Genomic DNA, 19,701 nt, shown 5'->3' with positions numbered 1-19,701 from the left:
ATGAGCACCACCGACCCCCGCCCCCGCTTCGTGAGCGGGGCGCCCCGTCACCTGACCCCCGCCCCCCGCTGGATCGCCGACGAGCTGCTCGGCGGCCGCCCGGTCGCCGGCACCGACACCCCGCCGGTGACTATCCGCGAGGCCCGCGCCGACGACGCGGGCGACTCCGGCGTCGCCGGGTACCGGGCGCTGCGCCGCGCGGTGTTCTGCGTCGAACAGGGGCTGTTCCCCGACCGGCCCACCGCCGACCTCGACGACCACGACGCCGACCCGCGCGTGGTCGTCCTGCTCGCCCACGACGCCGACGGGACCCTGCTCGGCGGGGTGCGCCTCGGCCCGGCCCGGGCGGCCCACCCCGACATCGGGTGGTGGACCGGCAGCAGGCTGGTCGTCGCCCCCACCGCGCGACGCCGCACCGGGGTCCGCGTCGGGGCAGCACTGGTGCGCGCCGCCTGCGCGCGTGCCGAGGCCGCCGGCGTCCTGCGTTTCGACGCCGACGTCCAGGCCGCGGGCGCGGTCCTGTTCGACCGGCTCGGCTGGACCCGGGTCCGCGACTGCGAGGTCGCCGGGGCCCCGCACGTCACGATGCGGTGGCCGGTGACCCGCGTCCAGGACCTCGTCGTCGCCACCAAGGCACCGCTGGGTGCGCTGGTCGGCGGCCTCGGCCCGGCCGGGTTCGTCGGCGACGACGGCGCCCCCGTGCCGGGCACCGACGTCGTGGCCTGCTGCGACGCGATCGTGCCGGCGATGGTCGAGCGCGACCCGGAGTGGGCGGGCTGGGCCGGGGTGCTGGTCAACGTCAACGACCTCGCGGCGATGGGTGCCGCCCCGGTCGGGCTGCTCGACGCCGTCGGCGCCCGGGACGCCTCCTTCGCCCACCGCGTGCTGAGCGGGGTACGCGCGGCGGCCGACGCCTACGGCGTCCCGCTGCTCGGCGGGCACACCCAGCTCGACGTGCCCGCGGCGCTGTCGCTGACCGCGCTCGGACGCACCGACCGCCCCGTCCCCGCCGGCGGCGGGCGGCCCGGGCACCGGGTGCGGCTCGCCACCGATCTCGGCGGCGGCTGGCGGCCCGGCTACACCGGACGCCAGTGGGACTCGACGACCTCGCGCACCCGCGCCGAGCTGGCCGCGACCGTCGGCGCCATCGGTCCGGACGCACCGCACCGCCCCGCCGCGGCGAAGGACGTGTCGATGGCCGGGCTCGCCGGCACCCTCGGCATGCTCGCCGAGGCCTCCGGCGTCGGCGCCGTCCTCGACGTCGCCGCCGTCCCCCGGCCGGACGGCGCCACCGCGGGCGACTGGTTCACCTGCTTCCCCGGGTTCGGCCTGCTCACCGCGGACGACCCCGGCGCACCCGCCCCCGACGCGGGCCCCGCGGTCTCCGCCGAGTGCGGCGAGCTCGTCGCCGGTGCCGGGGTCCGGCTGCGCTGGCCCGACGGCGAGCAGACCGAGGCCGTCACCGCGGGTGTCACCGGCATGGGCCGCGCCGGCGCCCCCGTCCACCACCCCGAGGAGATTCGATGACGCCCACGACGTTCGGCGCCGCCGCGCAGGGCTTCGTCCGCGACCTCGACGAGGACTTCGCCCGCATCGCCGCCACGATCGACCGGGCCCGCGCGGCCGGGGTGCAGGTGCTCGCGCTTCCCGAGGCGGCGATGGGCGGCTACCTGTCGTCGCTGCACGACGTGCCCGGCACCCCCGCCGACCGGCCCCCGCAGCTGGACCCGGACGGACCGGAGGTCCGGCGGCTGGTCGCACTGGCCGGGGACATGGTCGTCGCCGCCGGGTACTGCGAGACCGGGGACGCCGCGTCCGGCGGGCGGCCCTACAACTCCTGTGTCGCCGTCACCGGGGACGGGGTGCTCGGGCGGCACCGCAAGGTGCACCAGCCGATCAACGAGAACTCCAGCTACGCCGCGGGTGACCGGTTCGCCGCGTTCGACACGCCGTACGGCCGGACCGGCATGATGATCTGCTACGACAAGGCGTTCCCCGAGGCGGCCCGTGCACTGGCTGACGACGGCGCCCGGACCGTGCTGTGCCTGTCCGCGTGGCCGGCGTCGCGGACCAACCGTGCCCCGGTCCTCGCCGAGGACCGGTGGGCCCGTCGCTTCGACCTGCACGACCGTTCCCGGGCACTGGAGAACCAGTTCGTCTGGGTCTCGGCCAACCAGGCCGGTACGTTCGGCGACATGCAGCTGGTGGCGAGCGCCAAGATCGTCGACCCGGGGGGCGAGGTGCTGGCGACGACCGGCAGCGAGGCCGGACTCGCCGTCGCGACCGTCGACGTGGACGCGGAGGTGGACGCGGCCCGCCGCGTGATGGGGCACCTGCGTGACCGCCGTCCGGCGACCTACGGGCCGGGCCCGGTCCGCGCGGGGGTGTGAGGTGCGCGTCGCCGCGGCGGCCGCGAACTTCACCCGCGACGTCGCGTTCGACCTGGAGCGGATCGGTGTGATCGTCGCGCACGCCCGGGAGCAGGGCGTGAGCGTGCTGGTGCTGCCCGACGGCGCGCTCGGCGGCTACGTGCACGACCTGCGCAGCCCCGATCCCGCCGACCCGGACGACGGCGCGGTGCTGCCGCCCGAGCTCGACCCGGACGGCCCCGAGGTGCGCGCGGTCGCCGCGCTCGCCCGGGAGATGGTGGTGTGCGTCGGGTTCTGCGAGGCCGGCCCCGAGCCGGGCGTGCGGTGGAACTCCGCGGTCTGCCTGACCGGGGACGGCGTGCTCGGCAGGCACCGCAAGGTGCACCAGCCCGCGGGCGTCGCCGGGCTGTTCGCCGCCGGGGACGGGTTCACCGCGTTCGACACCCCCGCCGGGCGGATGGGGATGCTCATCGACCACGACAAGACCTTCCCCGAGTCGGCCCGCTCGCTCGCGCTCGACGGCGCGCAGCTGCTGGCCTGCCTGTCGGCCTGGCCGACCTCGCTGACCAACCGGGCCCCCCGGATGGCGCAGGACCGCCAGGCCCGGCTGTTCGACCTCTACGACCAGTCCCGCGCCGCCGAGAACCAGGTGCTGCTGCTCTCGGCGAACCAGAGCGGGCGCAACGGTTCCCTGCACTTCCTGGGCCGGGCGAAGGTCGTCGGGCCGGGCGGGGACATCCTGGCCCGCACCTGGTCCAAGGGCGGGCTCGCCGTCACCGACGTCGAACCCGACGAGATGATCGCCTCCGCCCGCGCGGTGCTGCACCACCTCAAGGAACGCCGACCCGACCTGTACCGGGGCTGAGCGGTGCGGATACGGCTGTCCACCTACTCCACCAAGCCGCGCGGCGGGGTCGTGCACACCCTCGCGCTGGCCGAGGCGCTCGCCGCCGCCGGGCACGAGGTCGCGGTGTTCTCCCTGGCCCGGGGCGGGGACACCGGCTTCTTCCGAGCCGTCGACCCCCGCGTCGCGGTGCATCTGGTCCCGGTTCCGGAGATCGACGGCGAGACGGTCGGTGCCCGCATCCTCCGCTCGATCGACCTGCTGGCCGCCGGGCTGGCCGACGCCCCCGCGGTCGACGTGCGGCACGCCCAGGACTGTCTGTCCGCCAACGCCGAGGGCCGCGCGCACGGCTACGGCTCGCTGCTGCGCACCGTGCACCACCTCGACGAGTTCAGCACCCCCGAGCTGGCCGCCTGCCACGAACGCGCGCTGGTGCACCCGGCCGCGCTGGTGTGCGTCTCCCGCGCCGTCGCCGCGGAGGTGCGCGCCGGCTGGGGCCGGGAGGCGACGGTGATCGGCAACGGCGTCGACGCCGCCCGGTTCGCCCGGGCCGCCGGCGCCGGCGCGCCGTGGCGGGCCCGGTTCGGCCGCTACGTGCTCTCGGTCGGCGGGATCGAGCCGCGCAAGGGCACCGCCGACCTGGTCGAGGCGATGGCGCTGCTCGGGCCCGGTGCACGACTGGTGATCGGCGGCGGCGAGACGCTGTTCGACTACCGCGACTACCGCGCCCGGGTGCTCGCCCGGGCCGACGAGCTGGGCGTCGTCCCGGACATCCTCGGCCCCGTCGACGACGACGCGCTGCCCGGCCTGATGGCGGGTGCGGCGGCGTTCGCGTTCCCGTCGGCCAAGGAGGGCTTCGGCCTGGCCGCGATGGAGGCACTGGCCGCCGGGGTCCCGCTGGTGACCCGGGACCTGCCGGTGCTGCGCGAGGTGTTCGGCGACGCGGCACGGTTCGCCCGCGACCCCGCCGGGTTCGCCGCCGCGCTCGCCGACGCGCTGGCCGCCCCCGACCCGCGGCGGGCGGCCGCCGGTCGCGCGCTGGCCGCCGACCACACCTGGACCGCCGCCGCGGACCGGCACGCCGGCCTCTACCGGACCCACCTCGCCGACCGCGGCGTGACGACGACGGGGTGACGGGGACCACACCGACTGCGCTAGCCTGGGGTGACCACACGACGACGACGTCCCGGGGGTACGCCGATGCCTGCTCACGAGGCACCCGCACCGGCCACCGTCGTGCCCCTGTGCCGCGCCGCCCGCCACGGCGACGCCGCCGGGGTCCGCTGCCCGCACTGCACCCGCCCCACCCGCGACGACCGCGACGCCGTCGTGCTGCGGCTGCCCCGGCTGCGCGGCCACGAGGTGCTCGCGGGCGAGCTCTGACCCACCGCCCGCCCGGCCCCTCCACAGGTCCGCCGCTGCCGCGGTGCTCCGCCGCCCGCACGCTGATCGGTCGCCCGCGCGCCGGTCCTCCGCCCGAGCCATGATCCGCTGCGCGCGCGGTGATCCGCTCGGCGCGCGTGTCCGGACGCACGCGCCGAGCGGATCACCGCGCGACAGGGCGATCATCGGGTGCCCGTCCACAATCGCGGGAATGCTCCACAGGTGGCGGATCCGCTCCGGCGCGGGCGCCGGGCGCGGGCAGGGTCGGGGCCGTGGACGAACCGCTGCTGCGCCGCGACCTGCTGAGACTCGGGACGACCGAGGCCGAGATCCGCGCCGCCCTGCGCAGCGGGCGATGGACGGGGATCGGCCCCGGTGTGTACCTGGAGACCGGCGACGAGCGTCTGCGGTTCGCCTCGACGCGGCACGCGACGCTGGTGGAGGCGACGGTCCCCTCGCTCGCCCCCGGGGCCGTGGTCAGCGGTCCGTCCGCCGCCGTTCGACACGGCCTGCCGGTCTGGGGCGTGCCTCTGACCACGGTGCACGTCACCCGGGACGGCGCGTCCGGCGGGCGCGGCGGGCCGCGGCTGCGCGTGCACGCCTCCCCGTTGTCCGCCGACGAGGTCGTCGACGTCCGCGGCATCGCGACGACGTCGGTGGCCCGCACCGTCGTCGACGTGGCCCGCACGGCACCGTTCGAGACCGCCGTGGCCGTCGCCGACGCGGCCCTGCACCGCCACCTCGTCACGCCGGACCGGCTGCGGGATGCGGTACTCGCCGCCTGCGGGCGCCACGGCGTCGGCCGGGCCCGGGCGGTCGTCGCCTTCGCCGACGCCCGCGCGGACGGACCGGGCGAGTCACGCAGTCGCGTCCGGATGGCCCGCCTGCACGTGGCGAGCCCGGTGCTGCAGCATCCCGTGCTCGACGAGCGGGGCCACCGGACCGGGGTCGTCGACTTCTGGTGGCCCGACCACGGGGTGGTCGGGGAGTTCGACGGCCTTGGCAAGTACGGGCGGTCGCGACGCCCGGGAGAGAGCGCGGCCGACGCCGTCGTCCGGGAGAAACGGCGGGAGGACGCCCTGCGGGCCCGGCCCGGTATCCGGACGGTCGTGCGCTGGACCTGGGACGAGCTCGACGACTTCGCCGGCGTCGCGCAGCGGCTCCCGCGGGCAGCATGATCCGTGCCCCGCGTGGTGATCCGTTGCCCGCGCGTGTCCGGACGCGCGCGCGAAACGGATCACCGCGCGGCCGGTGGATCAGCACGCGGACAACGGATCGGCACGCGGCAGGAGGGATTGCTGCCGGGGCGGCGGGCCGGCACGCAGCCGGCGGGCCGACGCGCGACCGGCGGGCCGACGCGCGACCGGCGGATCAGCGAAGCCGGCGGATCAGCGAAGCCGGCGGATCACCGTGGCCCGGCGGATCACCGGGGCAGCCGACGGGTCGGCGCGCGGAGCCGGTCAGTCGGCCGGGCGCAGCACGGTCGCCCCGAGGACCCGGCAGGCCAGGAGCGCCACCTCGACGTCGAGCCGGTCGTCGCCGAGGGGCCGGCCCCGGACCTCCTCGGCGCGGCGCAGCCGGTACTGCACGGTGTTCTTGTGCAGGTGCAGCTCGCCCGCCGCCGCGACGAGGCTGCCGCCGCCGCGCAGGTAGGCGGCGAGGGTGTCGCGGAGCCGGGCGTGCTGCTCGTCGTCGATCGCGAGGTCGCCGAGGATCTCGGCGACCCGGTCGGCGAGCAGGTCGGTGCCCGCGTCGAGCAGCAGCAGCGGGCCGAGGTCGTCGGCGGTGGTGACCGGGAGCCGGGCGGCGGGAGCGGCGGCGGTGACCACCTCCTGCACCCGGCGGGCCCGGCGGTGCGCGCCGCGGAACCCGTCGAGGCCGCGGCCGGGCCCGCCGAGCGCGACCGACACCGGTCCGGGCGGCAGGGTCGCCGGCCCGCCCGTGCCCGGGTACCAGGCCCAGGACGTGACCGCGTCCGGGGCGACGACGAGCGGGGCGCGGGTGCAGCCGAGGGCGGCGCCGACGTCGGCGACGGCACGTTCCAGGGCCCGGCCGGGATCGGGGGCGTCCGGGTCGACCCAGAGCACCGCGGCCAGGTGCTCCCCCGCGACCGGGTGCCCGAGCGCCGCCTCGACCTCGGTGACGGTGCCACCGCGCCCGGCGAGCACCGCGTCGACCATCGCGAGGCGGGCCGCGTCGCGGCGGCGGACCCAGCCGTCACGTTCGGCCTGGTGGACCGCGACCATCTCCTCGGAGACCCGGTCGACGTAGCCGAAGGCGACCGCGGTGAGCGCACGGACGGCGTCCCCGACCTCGGCTGTCCCCAGCCCGGACCCGGCGATGCGGCCGATGAGCTCCTGCTGGAACACCGACTGGCCCAGCCGGTAGGCCCGCAGGACGACCGTGACCGGGACCCCCTGCTGGGCGAGTCGGCGGGCGAGCTCCCCGGCGACCGGGGGCAGCGGCACGTCGTCCTGGGCCCGGCCGGTCAGCACGACCAGCGCCCCTTCCAGGGAGCCCTGCACGGTGGCGACCAGCAGCTCGCGCACGCGGGGGTCGCGGCCGAGCTCGGGCAGCCCGGCGTCGATCTCGACGAGCACCCGCGCACCGAGCGCCTCGACGTCGTCGCGGACCTCGGTGGCGAGGCGGGCGAGCAGGGCGGTCACCGTCGACACGGGGCCGACCGTAGCGCGACGCCCGCCCGGCTCCGGGGATCCGGTGCCGGGCGGGCGTCGCGGCGAGGTGCTCAGTTCTCCAGGGCCAGTGCGCGGGCGGGGCAGGCGCGCACGGCGGCGTCGACGTGGGCCCGCTCGGACTCCGGCGGGTGCTCGTCGCGGACGACGACCACGTCGTCCGCCCCCACCTCGAACCAGCCGTCGGCCATGGCCTCGCACATCCCGATGCCCTGGCAGGCGTCGAGGTCGGCGACGATGCGCATCAGACCTCCTCGGTGGTCAGCGCGACGAAGTCGACCTTCTCGCGGACCCCGCAGTCCGGGCAGCACCAGTCGTCGGGGACCTGCGACCACGGGGTTCCCGCCGGGAAGCCCTCGGCCTCGTTGCCCGCGGCGACCTCGTAGGTGTACCCGCAGCCGGGGCAGCGGGCCGCGGTGACGGCGTCGCTCTGCGCGCGGCGGGTGACGTCGGCGGCGGTGTCGGCGACCGGGGCCGGGTCGGCGGGCGGCGGGTAGGCGGCGAGCAGCTCGTCACGCTTGCCGGGCTGCAGGTTGGCGTAGCGCAGGTCGCCGTCGTAGTGCGCCACCACCAGCGGGTCCATCAGCCGGCGGAACACCGGCGGGACGGTCGCGGCCAGCATCATCCCGGTGTAGCCGGTCGGCAGGACCGGGGCCTCCGGGAAGTCGCGCAGCGTCTGGAACCGGCGGACCGGGTTCGCGTGGTGGTCGGAGTGTCGCTGCAGGTGGTAGAGCAGCACGTTGGTGGCGATGTTGTTGGAGTTCCAGGAGTGCTCGGGCAGCACGCGCTCGTAGCGGCGGCGGTCCGGCGGGCCGACCTTCTGGCGCAGCATCCCGTAGTGCTCCATGTAGTTCACCAGCTCGAGCAGGGTGAACCCGAAGACGGCCTGGATCAGCAGGTAGGGCAGCACGCCCCAGCCGAACGAGGCGATGATCGCGCCCCACAGCACCACCGACATCAGCCAGGCGTTGAGGACGTCGTTGCCGATCCGGAACGGGTGCCGGTCGCGGCGGGCGTAGCGCTTGCGCTCCAGACGCCAGGCGCTGGTCAGCGAGCCGAACACGGTGCGCGGCCAGAAGCGGTAGAAGCTCTCGCCCATCCGGGCCGAGGCCGGGTCGTCCGGGGTGGAGACGCGCACGTGGTGCCCGCGGTTGTGCTCGACGTAGAAGTGGCCGTAGAAGCTCGGGGCGAGCGCGATCTTGGCGGCCCAGCGCTCCACGTCCTCGCGCTTGTGGCCCAGCTCGTGGGCGGTGTTGATGGCGACGCCGGCGACGGTGCCGAGGGTGACCGCGAGACCGATGTTGCCGACGACCGGCGCCCCGGCGGTGGCGATGTAGAACATCCCGGCGAACAGGCCCGCGTACTGCAGCGGGAGGTAGGCGTAGGTGACCCAGCGGTAGTAGCGGTCCTCCTCCAGCTCCTCCATCACCTCGTCCGGCGGGTTCGTCGGGTCCTTGCCCGCGAACAGGTCGATCGTCGGGACGATGCCGAGCACGACGATCGGACCCAGCCACAGCGCCACCGACCAGCCGGTGGCCAGGTGCAGACCGATCGCGAGGAACGGCAGGACCGGGACCAGCAGACCCAGCAGCCAGGCGTAGCGCTTGCCGTCGTGCCAGGTGTGCTGACCGTCCACCGGTTCGGACAGTGCATAGGTCCGCATCGGATTCCTCCTCGCGTCGGCTCTGACGGAACGTCGGGGCAGACGATAGGGAGATCGGCGCACGATTCCTCGGTCGTCGGGACCGAACATCGGCGCCACGTTCGGTCCCGCGGACCGAACGCGCAGGTCGTCAGCGGTCCCAGCGGAACAACCGGACCGCGCCCACCGCCCCGACCAGCACCGCGACGACCAGCCCGACGACGGCGCCGGTGTCCGGCGGGACCCCGCGCCACGCCGTCCCGAGCAGCTCCGACGTCGCGCCGTAGGGCAGGGTCCGGCCGATCCCGGCGAGCGGTCCGGGGAGGCTCCGCGGGTCGCCGAACATGCCACCGAGCAGCCCGGTGCCGAAGAACAGCAGAACACCGCCCGCGACGGCCGCGTTCGCCGTCGGGGCCAGCGCCGCGACGAGCGCGCCCACCGCGAAGAACGCCGCCGTGGCCAGGACCAGCCCGCCCAGCGCCGCCCACGGCGCGGCGGGCATCCGCGCGCCGAACACCGGCACCGCGACCGCCAGCGCGACCCCGGCACCGGCCGCGACCTGCCCGACCCCGACCACCGCCTGCGCCACCAGCACCGGGACCGGGCCCGCCGGGGTGACCCCGAGCCGGCGCAGCACCCCGCTGCGCCGGTAGGCCGCCACGAAGCTCGGGACGTTCACCATGCCGACCAGTGCGAGCACCGTGGCGATCGCGACCGGCAGCCCGACGACCTCCACCACCGACCGGCCGCCGAGGACGTCGGGGGGCAGCTCCGGCGCGGTGGCCCCGACCATGACCAGGATCAGCAGCGGCAGCACCAACGGGACCACCAGGCCCGCGGTGTCCCGGGCGACCATCCTGAGCTCGGCGGCGACGAGCGCCCGCCACCCGGCGAGCGGCAGCCCGGACCGGGCCGGGGCGCTCATGCCGCCACCTCCCCCGCCGTCGCCGGGCGGTCCGCACGGCTCCGGTGTCCGGTGAGCGCCAGGAACGCCTCGTCGAGGCCGGGGCGCTCGACACGCAGCCCGGTGGCCACGACGCCCTGCCGGACGAGCTCGGCCCCGACCGGGCCCAGCAGCCCGCCCCCGCCGGTCACGGTGACGTCGTGCCCGACCCGGGAGACCTCCGCGACGCCGGGCAGGGCGAGCAACGCGGCCCGGTCGAACGCGGCGTCGGTCCGGAACCGGACGTACTCCCCGAGCCCGGCGGCCGCGACGAGCCCGGCCGGGGTCGCGTCGGCGACGACCCGGCCCGCGTCGAGCAGCAGGACCCGGTCGCAGAGCCGCTCGACCTCGTCCATCCGGTGGCTGACCAGCAGCACCGCGACACCGTCGGCGGCGAGGTCACGCACCAGGTCGAGCACGGTCTCCCGGGACGCCGGGTCCAGGCCGGTGGTCAGCTCGTCGAGGACCACCACCCGGGGCGACCCCACCAGCGCGAGCGCCACCGACAGGCGCTGCGCCTGGCCGCCGGAGAGCCGGTCGAAGCGGGTCCCGGCGTGCGCGGACAACCCGACCGCGTCGAGCAGCTCCGCCGGGTCGCGCCCGGTGCGGTGCAGGGACCGGTGCAGGTGCACGAGCTCGGCGGCGGTGAGCATGTCGTGCAGGGCGGCCTCCTGCAGCTGCACCCCCAGGACGGCGCGGACGGCGCGCCGGTCGCGGTGCGGGTCCAGCCCGAGCACCCGCACCGTGCCCGAGTCGGGGGTGCGCAGCCCCGCGACGCACTCGACGGTCGTCGTCTTGCCGGCTCCGTTGGGTCCGAGCAGCCCGACGACCGACCCCGCGGGCACCGACAGGTCGACCCCGTCGGCGGCCACCGTGTCGCCGTAGCGCTTGTGCAGCCGGTGCACCTCGATCGCATCCATGCCGTCCACGGTGGCGGCCGGACGGCGCCGGGGTCAGTGCCGGACGTCGTGACCCCGGACCATGACTTCCGGCACCGGTGCCCGCGCCGCACCGTGGCCTACCGTGTCCGGTATGCGCCGGATCGACCCGAACGTCGTGGCCGGGCTCATCATGACCGTCCTGTGCGGCATCCTCGCCGTCCCGGTGGCGCTGGAGCAGGCCGCCGGGGTCGCGAGCCCCCTGGGCCCGCCGTGGCTGTGGTGGGCCACCTACGCCGCGTTCCTCCTCGCGCTGGTGGTGGGGGGCTGGCTGGACGAGGTCGTCGGGGTGGTCGCGGTCCGCGTGCTGCTCGCGCTGATGGTGCTCGCCTCGGCGGCGCTGGTCCTGCTCGGCGCGCAGTTCGGCTGGCTGCCGATCCTCCTGGTCGTCACCGCGTCCGTCTCCACCTACCACCTGCGGGGCCCGGTGACCGCCGCGATCGTCGTCGGCAACGTCGGGGTCGCCGCGGCGGCGGCGCTGGTCGCGGGCAGCTCGGTGCAGGTCGCGGCGGTCACCGGTGCGATCTACCTGCTGCTGCAGAGCGCCTCGGTGCTGCTCATCGTGGCGCTGCACCGCGAGGAGGAGTCGCGACGACGCCTCGCCGCCGCGCACGCCGAGCTCGCGGCCGCGGGCGCCGCGCTCGCCGAGACCAGCCGGGCCCAGGAGCGGCTACGGATCTCCCGGGAGCTGCACGACCTCGTCGGGCACCAGCTCACCGCGCTCGCCCTGGAGCTGGAGATCGCGACGCACACCGGCGACGACCCTGGCGGGCACGTCGCGCGGGCCCGTGCGCTGGCCGGTGACCTGCTCGCCGACGTCCGCACGACCGTCGGGCAGCTGCGCAGCCGCGCCCCCGACCTGGCCGCCACCCTGGAGCGGATCGGCGAGCAGCTGCCCCGCCCGGTGGTGCACGTGAACGTCGCCGACGGGGTCGCCGCCGACGAGGAACGCACCCTCGCGGTGGTCCGCTGCGTGCAGGAGATCCTCACCAACGCCATCCGGCACGGCGACGCCGACACCGTCTGGATCGACCTGTCCCCCGTGCCCGGCGGCGGTCTGCGGCTGGCCGCCCGCGACGACGGCCGTGGCGCCGCCGCCGGCGCGGTCCCCGGCAACGGGCTGCGCGGCCTGGCCGAGCGGGCCGGGGCGTTCGGCGGGTCCGTCGACTGGGGCCCGGCCGTACCGCGCGGGTTCGCCGTGACCGCGGAGCTGCCGTGAGGGCCGGTGCGGGCCCGGGCGGTGCCGGGCCGGGGGCCACGACGGTCCGCGTCGTGCTCGTCGACGACCAGACCCTGGTGCGCCACGGCATCCGCGGGCTGCTCGGCCTGGCCGACGGCGTCGAGGTCGTCGCCGAGGCCGGGGACGGCGCGGAAGGGGTGGCCGCCGTCGCCGTGCACGGGCCGGACGTGGTGCTGCTGGACCTGCGCATGCCGCGTCACGACGGGCTGTGGGCGCTGGCGGAGCTGCGCTCGCGTGGGCTCGACGTGCCGGTGCTCGTCCTCACCACCTTCGACGACGACGAGCTGGTCCTGTCCGCGCTGCGCGCCGGGGCCCGCGGCTACCTGCTCAAGGACGTGACCCTGGACCAGCTCGTCGGCGCGGTGCGGACCCTCGCCGACGGCGGCACCCTGATCAGCCCGGCCGTCACCGACCGGCTGCTGCGGGCGGTGCGCGACGGCCCGCCCCCGTCCGACGACGTGTCCGGTCTCGCCCCGCAGGACCTCTCGGCCCGCGAGGTCGAGGTGCTGCGGCTGCTCGCCGCCGGGCACAGCAACCGCGAGATCGCGCAGGTCCTCGTGCTGGCGGAGGGCACGGTGAAGAACCACGTGTCCAGCGTGCTGGCGAAGCTGGGGACGCGGGACCGGACCCGCGCGGTGCTGCGGGCCCTGCACCACGGCCTGCTCGACCCGCCACGGGGACGGGACGAGCACGGCGGGGCCTGACCCGGTCGTCCGGCGGCGGCGCGGCGGTGGTGGAACCCGCCGGACAGTGCCTCGTGCGGTCCGTACCGGAGCGGGACAGGGTGTCATGATCGCGCTCCGTGGTCGCGGGTTCACCCGTCCCGACGCGATTGAGGTGCCCGCTCCCGGGGTAACCACCCCTCGACCGGGTGAAGATCGACGGAAGGATCGTCATGACCGACACGCAGATGGGTATCCGTTCCGGACTCCGTTCGTGTCGTCGTCGGACGTACAGCTGCCGCCGGTCCGCCGGTGGCCTGCGGTGACGCCTGACCTCGCCCGGGCCACCGACGCCGTCAGTCGGCTGCTCGACGAGCTCGGTCCCGCCATCAGCCGCGACGCCGTGGTCGCCGCCGTCGCGCAGGCCTGCGACGACCTGCGGGGCAGCCCGGTGGGCGCGCTGCCCGAGCTCGTGGAGCGCCTGGCCCGGGTCCGCCTGGACCAGCCGACCGTCGGGATCTGAGGCTTCCGCGCCCGGTATGGGCCTCGCGGCGTCCGGGTATCCCCGTCGGGTGAGCGACGACGAGAACGACACCGGACGCGAGAGCCCCCCGATCGACCCGGAGCGCGCACTCGACGAGCTCGAGGAACGGGTGCTCGGCCGGCGGATCGACGCCGGGGACACCGAGGCCGACCGCGAGGAGTCCGCGGACACCACGTCCGAGGGCGCGGCCGAACCGGAACCGGTCGGGGGCGCCGGGGAGCCGGACGACGCCGGGACCGGGGTCGACGCCCCGACGGACTGAGCCGGCACCCCCTGCCGGGGCCGCCGCCCGTACCGGGGTCGCCCGTGGTGCGGGGCCGTCCGGGTCCGGACGCAGCGCGACCGGACCCGGACGCCGTTCGTCATGCCTGGATGGTGACGTGCGGCACGTAAACGACATAAGGTGCGTCCTCGACGAAGCCGTCCGAGGAGGTACGTATGACCGACGTGTCCGACCGTTCCGCGCCACCCGGTACCGGGACCCGCTCCCGCGCCTGGGTCATCGCGCTGTGCTGGACGGCGATCGTCGTCGACGGCTACGACCTCATCGTCTACGGCACCGTGCTGCCCACCCTGATCTCCGGCGAGTGGGCCCTCGACGCGGGTACCGCGGGCTGGATCGGCTCGCTGGCGCTGGTCGGCATGCTCGTCGGCGCGCTGCTGGCCGGGACGCTCACCGACCGCATCGGGCGGCGGCGGCTGATGATCCTCTGCATCGCCTGGTTCTCGGCCGCGATGGCGCTGTGTGCGCTCGCGCCGTCGCCCGAGGTGTTCGGGCTGCTGCGCTTCGTCGCGGGCGTCGGGCTGGGCGGTGTCGTGCCGACCGCGATCGCGCTCACCGTCGAGTACGCCCCCGCGGGGCGGCGCAACGCGGCGAACGCGCTGATGTTCTCCGGCTACTCCGTCGGTGGTGTCGTCGCGGCGCTGTCCGGGATCGTGCTGCTGGAGCAGCTGGGCTGGCGGGCGCTGTTCTGGATCGGTGCCGGGGTCGGCGCGGTGCTGCTGGTCGTCGTCGCCGCGGTGCTGCCGGAGTCGGTGTCCTACCTGGTCGGGCGGGGTCGCCGCGAGGAGGCGGCCGCGCTGGCCGCCCGCTACGGGATGCCCGTCCCCGGCGACGCCCCGGCCGGCACCGGCCGCGCCGGGCTGCGGGCGCTGCTCGACCGCCACCACCTGCGCGGGACGCTGCTGTTCTGGGTCGGCACCGGGTTCGGGCTGCTGCTGGTCTACGGCCTCAACACCTGGCTCGCCCAGATCATGCGCCAGGCCGGCTACCCGCTGGGCGGGGCGCTGGCGTTCCTGCTGGCGCTCAACCTCGGCGCGATCGTCGGGGCACCGCTGCTCGGGGCGCTCGCCGACCGGGTCGGGCCGCGCCCGGTCGTCACCGGCATGTTCCTCACCGCGGCGGCGTCGATCCTGCTGCTGATGAACCGCTTCCCGACGCCGGTGCTGCTCGGCCTGATCGCCGTCGCCGGGGCCTGCACGATCGGCACGACGATCATCGTCAACTCCTACACCGCCACCTTCTACCCGGAGCACCTGCGCGCCGCCGGGCTCGGCTGGTCACTGGGGATCGGCCGGATCGGGGCCATCGCGGGCCCGCTCTACGGCGGCGTCGTGATGGCGACCGGGGCCGGGTTCGCCGCGAACTTCCTCGCCTTCGCGATCCCCGCCGTACTGGGCGCGATCGTCATGGCACTGGTGCCGCGGGGTGCCGCCACGCACTCGTGACAGGGGGTGTGCGCGGTCCGGCCAGCGGCCGCGCGGATCGGATCGTGGAGTGGGTGCGACGCCGCCCACACTCGCCGCACCACTCCACGACCCCATCCCAGGAGCGACCATGGTCAAGCCCGTCGCGGACGGCAAGGGCTTCAAGCTCGGGCTGTTCTCCGCCAACTGCTCCTCCGGCCTCGCGGTCACCCGCGTGCCGGAGCGCTGGTCGGGCAGCTGGGAGGACAACCTCCGGCTCGCCGAGCTGGCCGACTCCGTCGGGATCGACCTCCTGCTGCCGATCGCCCGCTGGATCGGCTACGGCGGCGAGACCAACTTCCACGAGGGCGTCCTCGACCCGACGACGCTGGCCGCCGCGCTGCTCGCCCGCATCCGGCGGATCACCGTCTTCGCGACGGTGCACACCGCCTTCCACCACCCGGTCGTCGTCGCCAAGCAGCTCGCGACCGCCGACCTCGTCGGGCAGGGGCGCGCCGGGATCAACATCGTCGCCGGCTGGAACGAGCCCGAGTACCGGGCGCTCGGCACGACCCTGCCCACCGACCACGACGCCCGCTACGAGCTGGCCCAGGAGTGGTGGGACGTCATCCACCGGATCTGGACCGAGCGGGGCCGCTTCGGACACGAGGGCCGCTTCTTCCGGCTCGAGGGGGTCGAGGGCATGCCGAAGCCGCACGACGGGCCGCTGCCGGTGCTCAACGCCGGGTCGTCGGCACAGGGCCGCGACTACGCCGCCCGCAACGCCGACGTCGCGTTCACCGTGGTCGGCGGGCCCGAGGACGGTGCGGCGATCGTGTCGGGTATCCGGGACCGCGCCCGCGAGCAGTACGACCGCCGGGTCGGGACGTTCACCCTCGGCCACGTCGTCTGCCGTCCCACACGCGCCGAGGCCGAGGACTACCTGCGGTACTACGCCGACGAGAACGCCGACTGGGCCGCGGTGGAGAACCTGATGCGGCTGCAGGGGATGCACGCGCAGTCCTTCACCCCCGAGATGCTGGAGACCTTCCGGCACCGCTTCGCCGCGGGGCACGGCTCCTGCCCGCTCGTCGGCACCCCCGACGAGGTCGCCGACCGGATCGTCGCCTTCCACGAGGCGGGGTTCGCGGGAATGACGTTGTCGTTCGTCGACTACCTCGGTGAGCTGGGATACTTCGCCCAGGAGGTGCTCCCCCGGCTCGAGGCGCGGGGCATCCGCCTCCCGGTCTGAGCCGGAGGTGACCGTGACCGAGCCGTCGTCGCCCGCCCTGCCGGCGCGGCGCAGCGACCGCCTCGCCGAGCTGCGCGACGAGGTCGCCCAGGTCACGGTGGTCCACGAGATCGGTGTGCGCCGCGGCCGTCCCGACGGGGCGGTCGCGGTCGCCGGGCTCGACGGCATCAACGTCGCGTTCGTGCGCTACGGCGCCGAGGTGACCGTCGACGCCTTCCCCACCCGCAACCGGTTCGCGCTCACGGTGCCGCTGGGCCCGATGCGGGTGCGCGCCCCCGGCATCGCCGACGGCGGGATCGTGCCCGGGCCGTTCGTGCTGGCCGCCGACGCGCACACCGTGATGGAACCCGACCCGGTCGCCGGGGCGCTGGTCGTCTCGGCCGGTGCGGGGCGGCTGGAGGAGCAGCTGGCCGCGCTCACCGGGCGCCCGCCAGGACACGCGCTGCGGTTCCTCCCGCCGGGGGCGGCGACGCCGGCCGCGCCGCCGTCGCTGCTCGAGCAGGCCTGGCGCACCACGTGCGCGGTGCTCACCGAGTGCGGCGGGCGGCCCGCGCCGCTGGTCCGCCGGGTGCTGTCGGAGCAGCTGCTCACCGCGGTGCTGCTGACCCAGCCGCACACGGCGTCGGACGCGTTGCGCGACGAGGCCGCCGCCGGGCCCGCCGACGCCGTCGACCGGGCGCTGGCCTGGATCGAGGCCCACCACGCCGAGCCGGTCACCGTCGCCGACATCGCCCGCGCCGCCGGGGTCGGCGTGCGACGGCTGCAGGAGGAGTTCCGCCGCAGGCTCGGCACCGGCCCGGCGACGGTGCTGCGCGAGGTGCGCCTGGCCCGGGCACACCGCGCCCTGGTCGAGGCCGGCGCGACGACGGTCGCCGACGTCGCGCACGCCTGCGGGTTCGGGCACCTCGAGCGCTTCGCCCACGACTACCGCGACCGGTACGGGGAGCTGCCCTCGGACACCGCGCGCCGGCACCGCGCATGACCGCCGGGGGTGGGACGCCCGGTGCGACGCACCGCGTGCTCCACCCCCGGCGGTCGCGACCGGCGGCGGTCCGTGCCGGGCTGCGGCGCGCTCAGGCCACGGTGAGGCGCGACCGCAGCCGGGCCAGCGGGCCGGGGGCGGTGAGCCGGTCGGCGACCAGGAACCCCGACGCCCCGCCCAGCCCCGGGCCGGGGTGGGTGGACGCGCCGATCTGCCAGAGACCCGGCACCGGCGTCGCGTGCCCGCCGCCCGTCGGCAGCGGTCGCCACCAGAAGTTCTGGTCCAGCTCGGCCGACCCGGCGTAGGGGTCCCCGCACAGCGCGTTCGGGTTGTGCGCGGCGATGGCGGTCGGGTCGAGCACGTCGACCCGGCCGACGAGCTCGCGCAGGCCCGGCGCGTGCGCGGCGACCCGGTCGAGGACGCGCTCGGCGTAGCCCTCGGCGAGCGTACGGTCCCAGCCGTCGGCGGTGTCCAGCTCGCCGGCCGCGTCCCCGACCGGCGCGAACGGCAGCTCCTGGAGCTGCAGCCACAGCGCGGCGGCACCCTCGGGGACCCGGGTCGGGTCGAGCACGTGCTGCTGCCCCACGACGACGGTCGGCCGGCGCGGCAGCAGCCCCGCCTCCGCCTCCGCGCAGGCGATCGCGGTCGAGGCCGAGCCGTCGGAGACGTGCACGAGCGGCACCCCGGCCAGCCGGGCGTCGGCCCACGGGACCGGCCCGGACAGCGTCACGTGGACCTGCATCGCGGCCCGGCCGGGGCGGTAGCGGGCGGCGGCCTCGGCCACCGGCGGGGGCACCACGGTGGGCGGGAGCAGCGAGCCGTAGAGCGCGGGCGGGGTCACCGAGGCCAGCACCGCACGGCGCGCCCGGAACGCGAACCCGTCGCCGGCGGCGCCCGTCGCGCGCCCGGACCCGACCGTGACCCGCTCGACCCGGCGGCCGGTGTGCACGGCGACGCCGAGCTCGTCGAGCAGCCGCTCCCAGGCGGTGAGGAAGTGGCCCGCCCCGCCGGCGACGACCGGCAGCCCGGCGCCGTGCATGGTCGCGGCGAAGATCGGGACCATCAGCCCGCCGGACGCGGAGTCCGGGGCCAGGCCCGCGTGCAGCAGCCACGGCGCCCAGAGCCGGTCGGTCTCCGGACCGGTGAACCGCGCGCGCATCCAGGACCGGCCGGAGGTCAGCGTGTCGCGGGCGTAGGTCTCCATCCCGGCGACGCCCGCGGCGCGGGCCAGGGTCGCGACCGGGCCGAGCGTGCCGGGGGCGTGCAGCTCGGAGCCGAGCAGCCCGCCGATCCCGGCGGCGTGCGCGCCGAAGCGGTCGATCATGGCGCGGTAGGCGTCGCGGTCGGCGGCCTCGGCGAACCCGGCGACGGTCTCGTCGACCGACCGGTGGGCGAGCGCGACCGAGCCGTCACCCGCGACCGTCGCGGTGAGCGGGCCGTCGGTGTTGGCGTAGGCGAGGCCGTGCCGGTGCAGGTCCGCACCGAACGCGGCGTAGGCCGGGCCGGTGACGAACAGCGGGTGCCAGCTCGACCAGGTGTCGCGGACGAACCCGTCGTGCTCCTGGGCGGCGACGAACCCGCCGATCCGGTCGTGGTCGTCGACGAGGGCGACCGACCAGCCGGACCGGGCCAGCCGTGCGGCGGCCGCCAGGCCGTTGATCCCGCCGCCGACGACGACGGCGTCGTACGTGGCGTGCACGGCTCAGCCCTCGACGAGCGCGAGCACGCGCGCCGGGCTGCCCGAGCCGCCGACGATGGGCAGCGGGCACACCACGAGCACGGCGCCGGTCGCCGGGAGCTGGTCGAGGTTGCGCAGGCTGGTCAGGCCCCACTTGTCGGCGCCCATCAGCTCCGAGTGGCACGGGAACGCCGGCTCCAGGTTCGGCGCCTGCCCCGCGTCGGTGCCCACGGTCTCCACCCCCAGGCCGGTGATCGGGGTCTCGCGCGCCAGCCACCGCGCGCACTCCGGCGCGACGCCCGGGGTGTGCGGGCCGTTCTCGTCGGCGTTGGCGAAGGCCGCCTCGTCCTCACCGCGGGCCGACCACCCGGTGCGCAGCAGCAGCCAGCCGCCCTCGGGCAGCGGGCCGTTCTCGGCCTCCCACGCCTGCACGTCGGCGATCTGCAGCAGGTAGTCGGCGTCCTTCTCGACCTCGGCGGTCCGGTCGATCACCACGACCGGTGCGACGAGGGTCGACAACGGCGCCTGCGAGACGTCGAGGCCGTCCTTGCCGGTGATCCAGTGGTTCGGCGCGTCGAGGTGGGTGCCGGTGTGCTCACCGGTGCGGATGTTGTTCCAGTACCAGGCCGGGCCGCGGTCGTCGTAGCGGGAGATCTCCTCCAGCTCGAACCGGCTGGTCTGCCCGAACGGCTCGGGCAGCTCCAGGATCGGCGTCGAGGACTGCAACGGCGTGGTGAGGTCGACGACCCGCACCGATCCGGAACGGGCGGCGTCGAGCAGGGCGGAGAGCACGGACACGGGGGACCTCCAGGTCGGGCGGGGCGTGCCGGACAGCTTCGTCGCAC

At 76.3% G+C, this 19,701-nt stretch carries 20 protein-coding genes; 13 read left to right on the top strand and 7 right to left on the bottom strand.

What is annotated here, in order from left to right:
* The 6 genes from KPF22_RS10960 to KPF22_RS10935 all read left to right on the top strand — a co-directional run bounded on the left by KPF22_RS10960 (nt 1) and on the right by KPF22_RS10935 (nt 5,774).
* Nucleotides 1-1,527, top strand: coding sequence for an MSMEG_0567/sll0787 family protein (locus tag KPF22_RS10960; RefSeq protein WP_224401974.1), 1,527 nt, complete (start codon nt 1-3; stop codon nt 1,525-1,527).
* Nucleotides 1,524-2,390, top strand: a complete 867-nt coding sequence (locus tag KPF22_RS10955) for a carbon-nitrogen hydrolase family protein (RefSeq protein ID WP_224401973.1) — start codon at nt 1,524-1,526, stop codon at nt 2,388-2,390. Before KPF22_RS10960 ends, KPF22_RS10955 begins: the two co-directional genes overlap by 4 nt.
* Before the next feature lies 1 nt (nt 2,391).
* Nucleotides 2,392-3,234 carry a carbon-nitrogen hydrolase family protein gene (locus KPF22_RS10950; RefSeq protein WP_208824307.1) on the top strand — a complete coding sequence of 281 codons (843 nt, stop codon included), beginning with the start codon at nt 2,392-2,394 and terminating at the stop codon, nt 3,232-3,234.
* A gap of 3 nt (nt 3,235-3,237) precedes the next feature.
* Nucleotides 3,238-4,347, top strand: a complete 1,110-nt coding sequence (locus KPF22_RS10945) for an MSMEG_0565 family glycosyltransferase (RefSeq protein ID WP_224401972.1) — start codon at nt 3,238-3,240, stop codon at nt 4,345-4,347.
* 66 nt (nt 4,348-4,413) lie between these two features.
* The gene (locus tag KPF22_RS10940) at nt 4,414-4,596 is read left to right on the top strand and encodes a hypothetical protein (RefSeq protein ID WP_157818271.1); all 183 of its coding nucleotides are present in this window, start codon (nt 4,414-4,416) and stop codon (nt 4,594-4,596) included.
* Nucleotides 4,597-4,868: 272 nt separating this feature from the next.
* On the top strand, nt 4,869-5,774 hold the full coding sequence (locus tag KPF22_RS10935) for a hypothetical protein (protein ID WP_224401971.1): 906 nt from the start codon (nt 4,869-4,871) through the stop codon (nt 5,772-5,774).
* 282 nt (nt 5,775-6,056) lie between these two features.
* Here the strand turns inward: KPF22_RS10935 and KPF22_RS10930 are convergent, their stop codons facing one another.
* The 5 genes from KPF22_RS10930 to KPF22_RS10910 all read right to left on the bottom strand — a co-directional run bounded on the left by KPF22_RS10930 (nt 6,057) and on the right by KPF22_RS10910 (nt 10,794).
* Complete coding sequence (locus tag KPF22_RS10930; protein ID WP_224401970.1) at nt 6,057-7,271, bottom strand: CdaR family transcriptional regulator; 1,215 nt, start codon at nt 7,269-7,271, stop codon at nt 6,057-6,059.
* A gap of 71 nt (nt 7,272-7,342) precedes the next feature.
* Nucleotides 7,343-7,534, bottom strand: a complete 192-nt coding sequence (locus KPF22_RS10925) for a ferredoxin (protein WP_224401969.1) — start codon at nt 7,532-7,534, stop codon at nt 7,343-7,345.
* Nucleotides 7,534-8,952, bottom strand: a complete 1,419-nt coding sequence (locus KPF22_RS10920; RefSeq protein WP_224401968.1) for a fatty acid desaturase — start codon at nt 8,950-8,952, stop codon at nt 7,534-7,536. The genes KPF22_RS10925 and KPF22_RS10920 overlap by 1 nt, the downstream gene beginning before the upstream one ends.
* Before the next feature lie 130 nt (nt 8,953-9,082).
* Entirely contained in the window at nt 9,083-9,856 is a 774-nt protein-coding gene (locus tag KPF22_RS10915) for an ABC transporter permease (RefSeq protein ID WP_224401967.1), read from the bottom strand.
* Nucleotides 9,853-10,794 (bottom strand): ABC transporter ATP-binding protein, encoded by a 942-nt coding sequence (locus tag KPF22_RS10910; protein WP_224401966.1) that lies wholly within the window; start codon nt 10,792-10,794, stop codon nt 9,853-9,855. Before KPF22_RS10910 ends, KPF22_RS10915 begins: the two co-directional genes overlap by 4 nt.
* Before the next feature lie 112 nt (nt 10,795-10,906).
* Between KPF22_RS10910 and KPF22_RS10905 the strand changes: the two genes are divergently transcribed.
* The 7 genes from KPF22_RS10905 (at nt 10,907) to KPF22_RS10875 (ending at nt 17,178) form a co-directional block, all read left to right on the top strand.
* Nucleotides 10,907-12,031 carry a sensor histidine kinase gene (locus tag KPF22_RS10905; protein WP_224401965.1) on the top strand — a complete coding sequence of 375 codons (1,125 nt, stop codon included), beginning with the start codon at nt 10,907-10,909 and terminating at the stop codon, nt 12,029-12,031.
* Nucleotides 12,028-12,756: a response regulator transcription factor gene (locus KPF22_RS10900; protein WP_224401964.1), complete on the top strand. Its 729-nt coding sequence runs from the start codon at nt 12,028-12,030 to the stop codon at nt 12,754-12,756. Before KPF22_RS10905 ends, KPF22_RS10900 begins: the two co-directional genes overlap by 4 nt.
* 280 nt (nt 12,757-13,036) lie before the next feature.
* On the top strand, nt 13,037-13,237 hold the full coding sequence (locus KPF22_RS10895; protein ID WP_208826347.1) for a hypothetical protein: 201 nt from the start codon (nt 13,037-13,039) through the stop codon (nt 13,235-13,237).
* Nucleotides 13,238-13,286: 49 nt separating this feature from the next.
* Nucleotides 13,287-13,520 carry a hypothetical protein gene (locus tag KPF22_RS10890; protein ID WP_208826345.1) on the top strand — a complete coding sequence of 78 codons (234 nt, stop codon included), beginning with the start codon at nt 13,287-13,289 and terminating at the stop codon, nt 13,518-13,520.
* A 176-nt stretch (nt 13,521-13,696) separates the two neighbouring features.
* A complete protein-coding gene (locus tag KPF22_RS10885; RefSeq protein WP_224401963.1) occupies nt 13,697-14,986 on the top strand; it encodes an aromatic acid/H+ symport family MFS transporter in 1,290 nt (429 codons plus the stop codon).
* A 109-nt stretch (nt 14,987-15,095) separates the two neighbouring features.
* Nucleotides 15,096-16,196, top strand: coding sequence for an LLM class flavin-dependent oxidoreductase (locus KPF22_RS10880; RefSeq protein WP_224401962.1), 1,101 nt, complete (start codon nt 15,096-15,098; stop codon nt 16,194-16,196).
* Between the two features lie 13 nt (nt 16,197-16,209).
* Nucleotides 16,210-17,178 carry an AraC family transcriptional regulator gene (locus KPF22_RS10875; RefSeq protein ID WP_224401961.1) on the top strand — a complete coding sequence of 323 codons (969 nt, stop codon included), beginning with the start codon at nt 16,210-16,212 and terminating at the stop codon, nt 17,176-17,178.
* 91 nt (nt 17,179-17,269) lie between these two features.
* Here KPF22_RS10875 and KPF22_RS10870 read toward each other — a convergent pair whose 3' ends face one another.
* Nucleotides 17,270-18,877, bottom strand: a complete 1,608-nt coding sequence (locus KPF22_RS10870; RefSeq protein ID WP_224401960.1) for an NAD(P)/FAD-dependent oxidoreductase — start codon at nt 18,875-18,877, stop codon at nt 17,270-17,272.
* Nucleotides 18,878-18,880: 3 nt separating this feature from the next.
* Complete coding sequence (locus KPF22_RS10865) at nt 18,881-19,654, bottom strand: cyclase family protein (protein WP_224401959.1); 774 nt, start codon at nt 19,652-19,654, stop codon at nt 18,881-18,883.
* Nucleotides 19,655-19,701: the final 47 nt, after the last annotated feature.

It is taken from the genome of Pseudonocardia sp. ICBG1034, assembly GCF_020131375.1.
Lineage (GTDB): Bacteria > Actinomycetota > Actinomycetes > Mycobacteriales > Pseudonocardiaceae > Pseudonocardia > Pseudonocardia alni.
The sequence above is the reverse complement of the archived record's forward strand: the minus strand, read 5'-3'. Positions and strand labels throughout refer to the sequence as shown.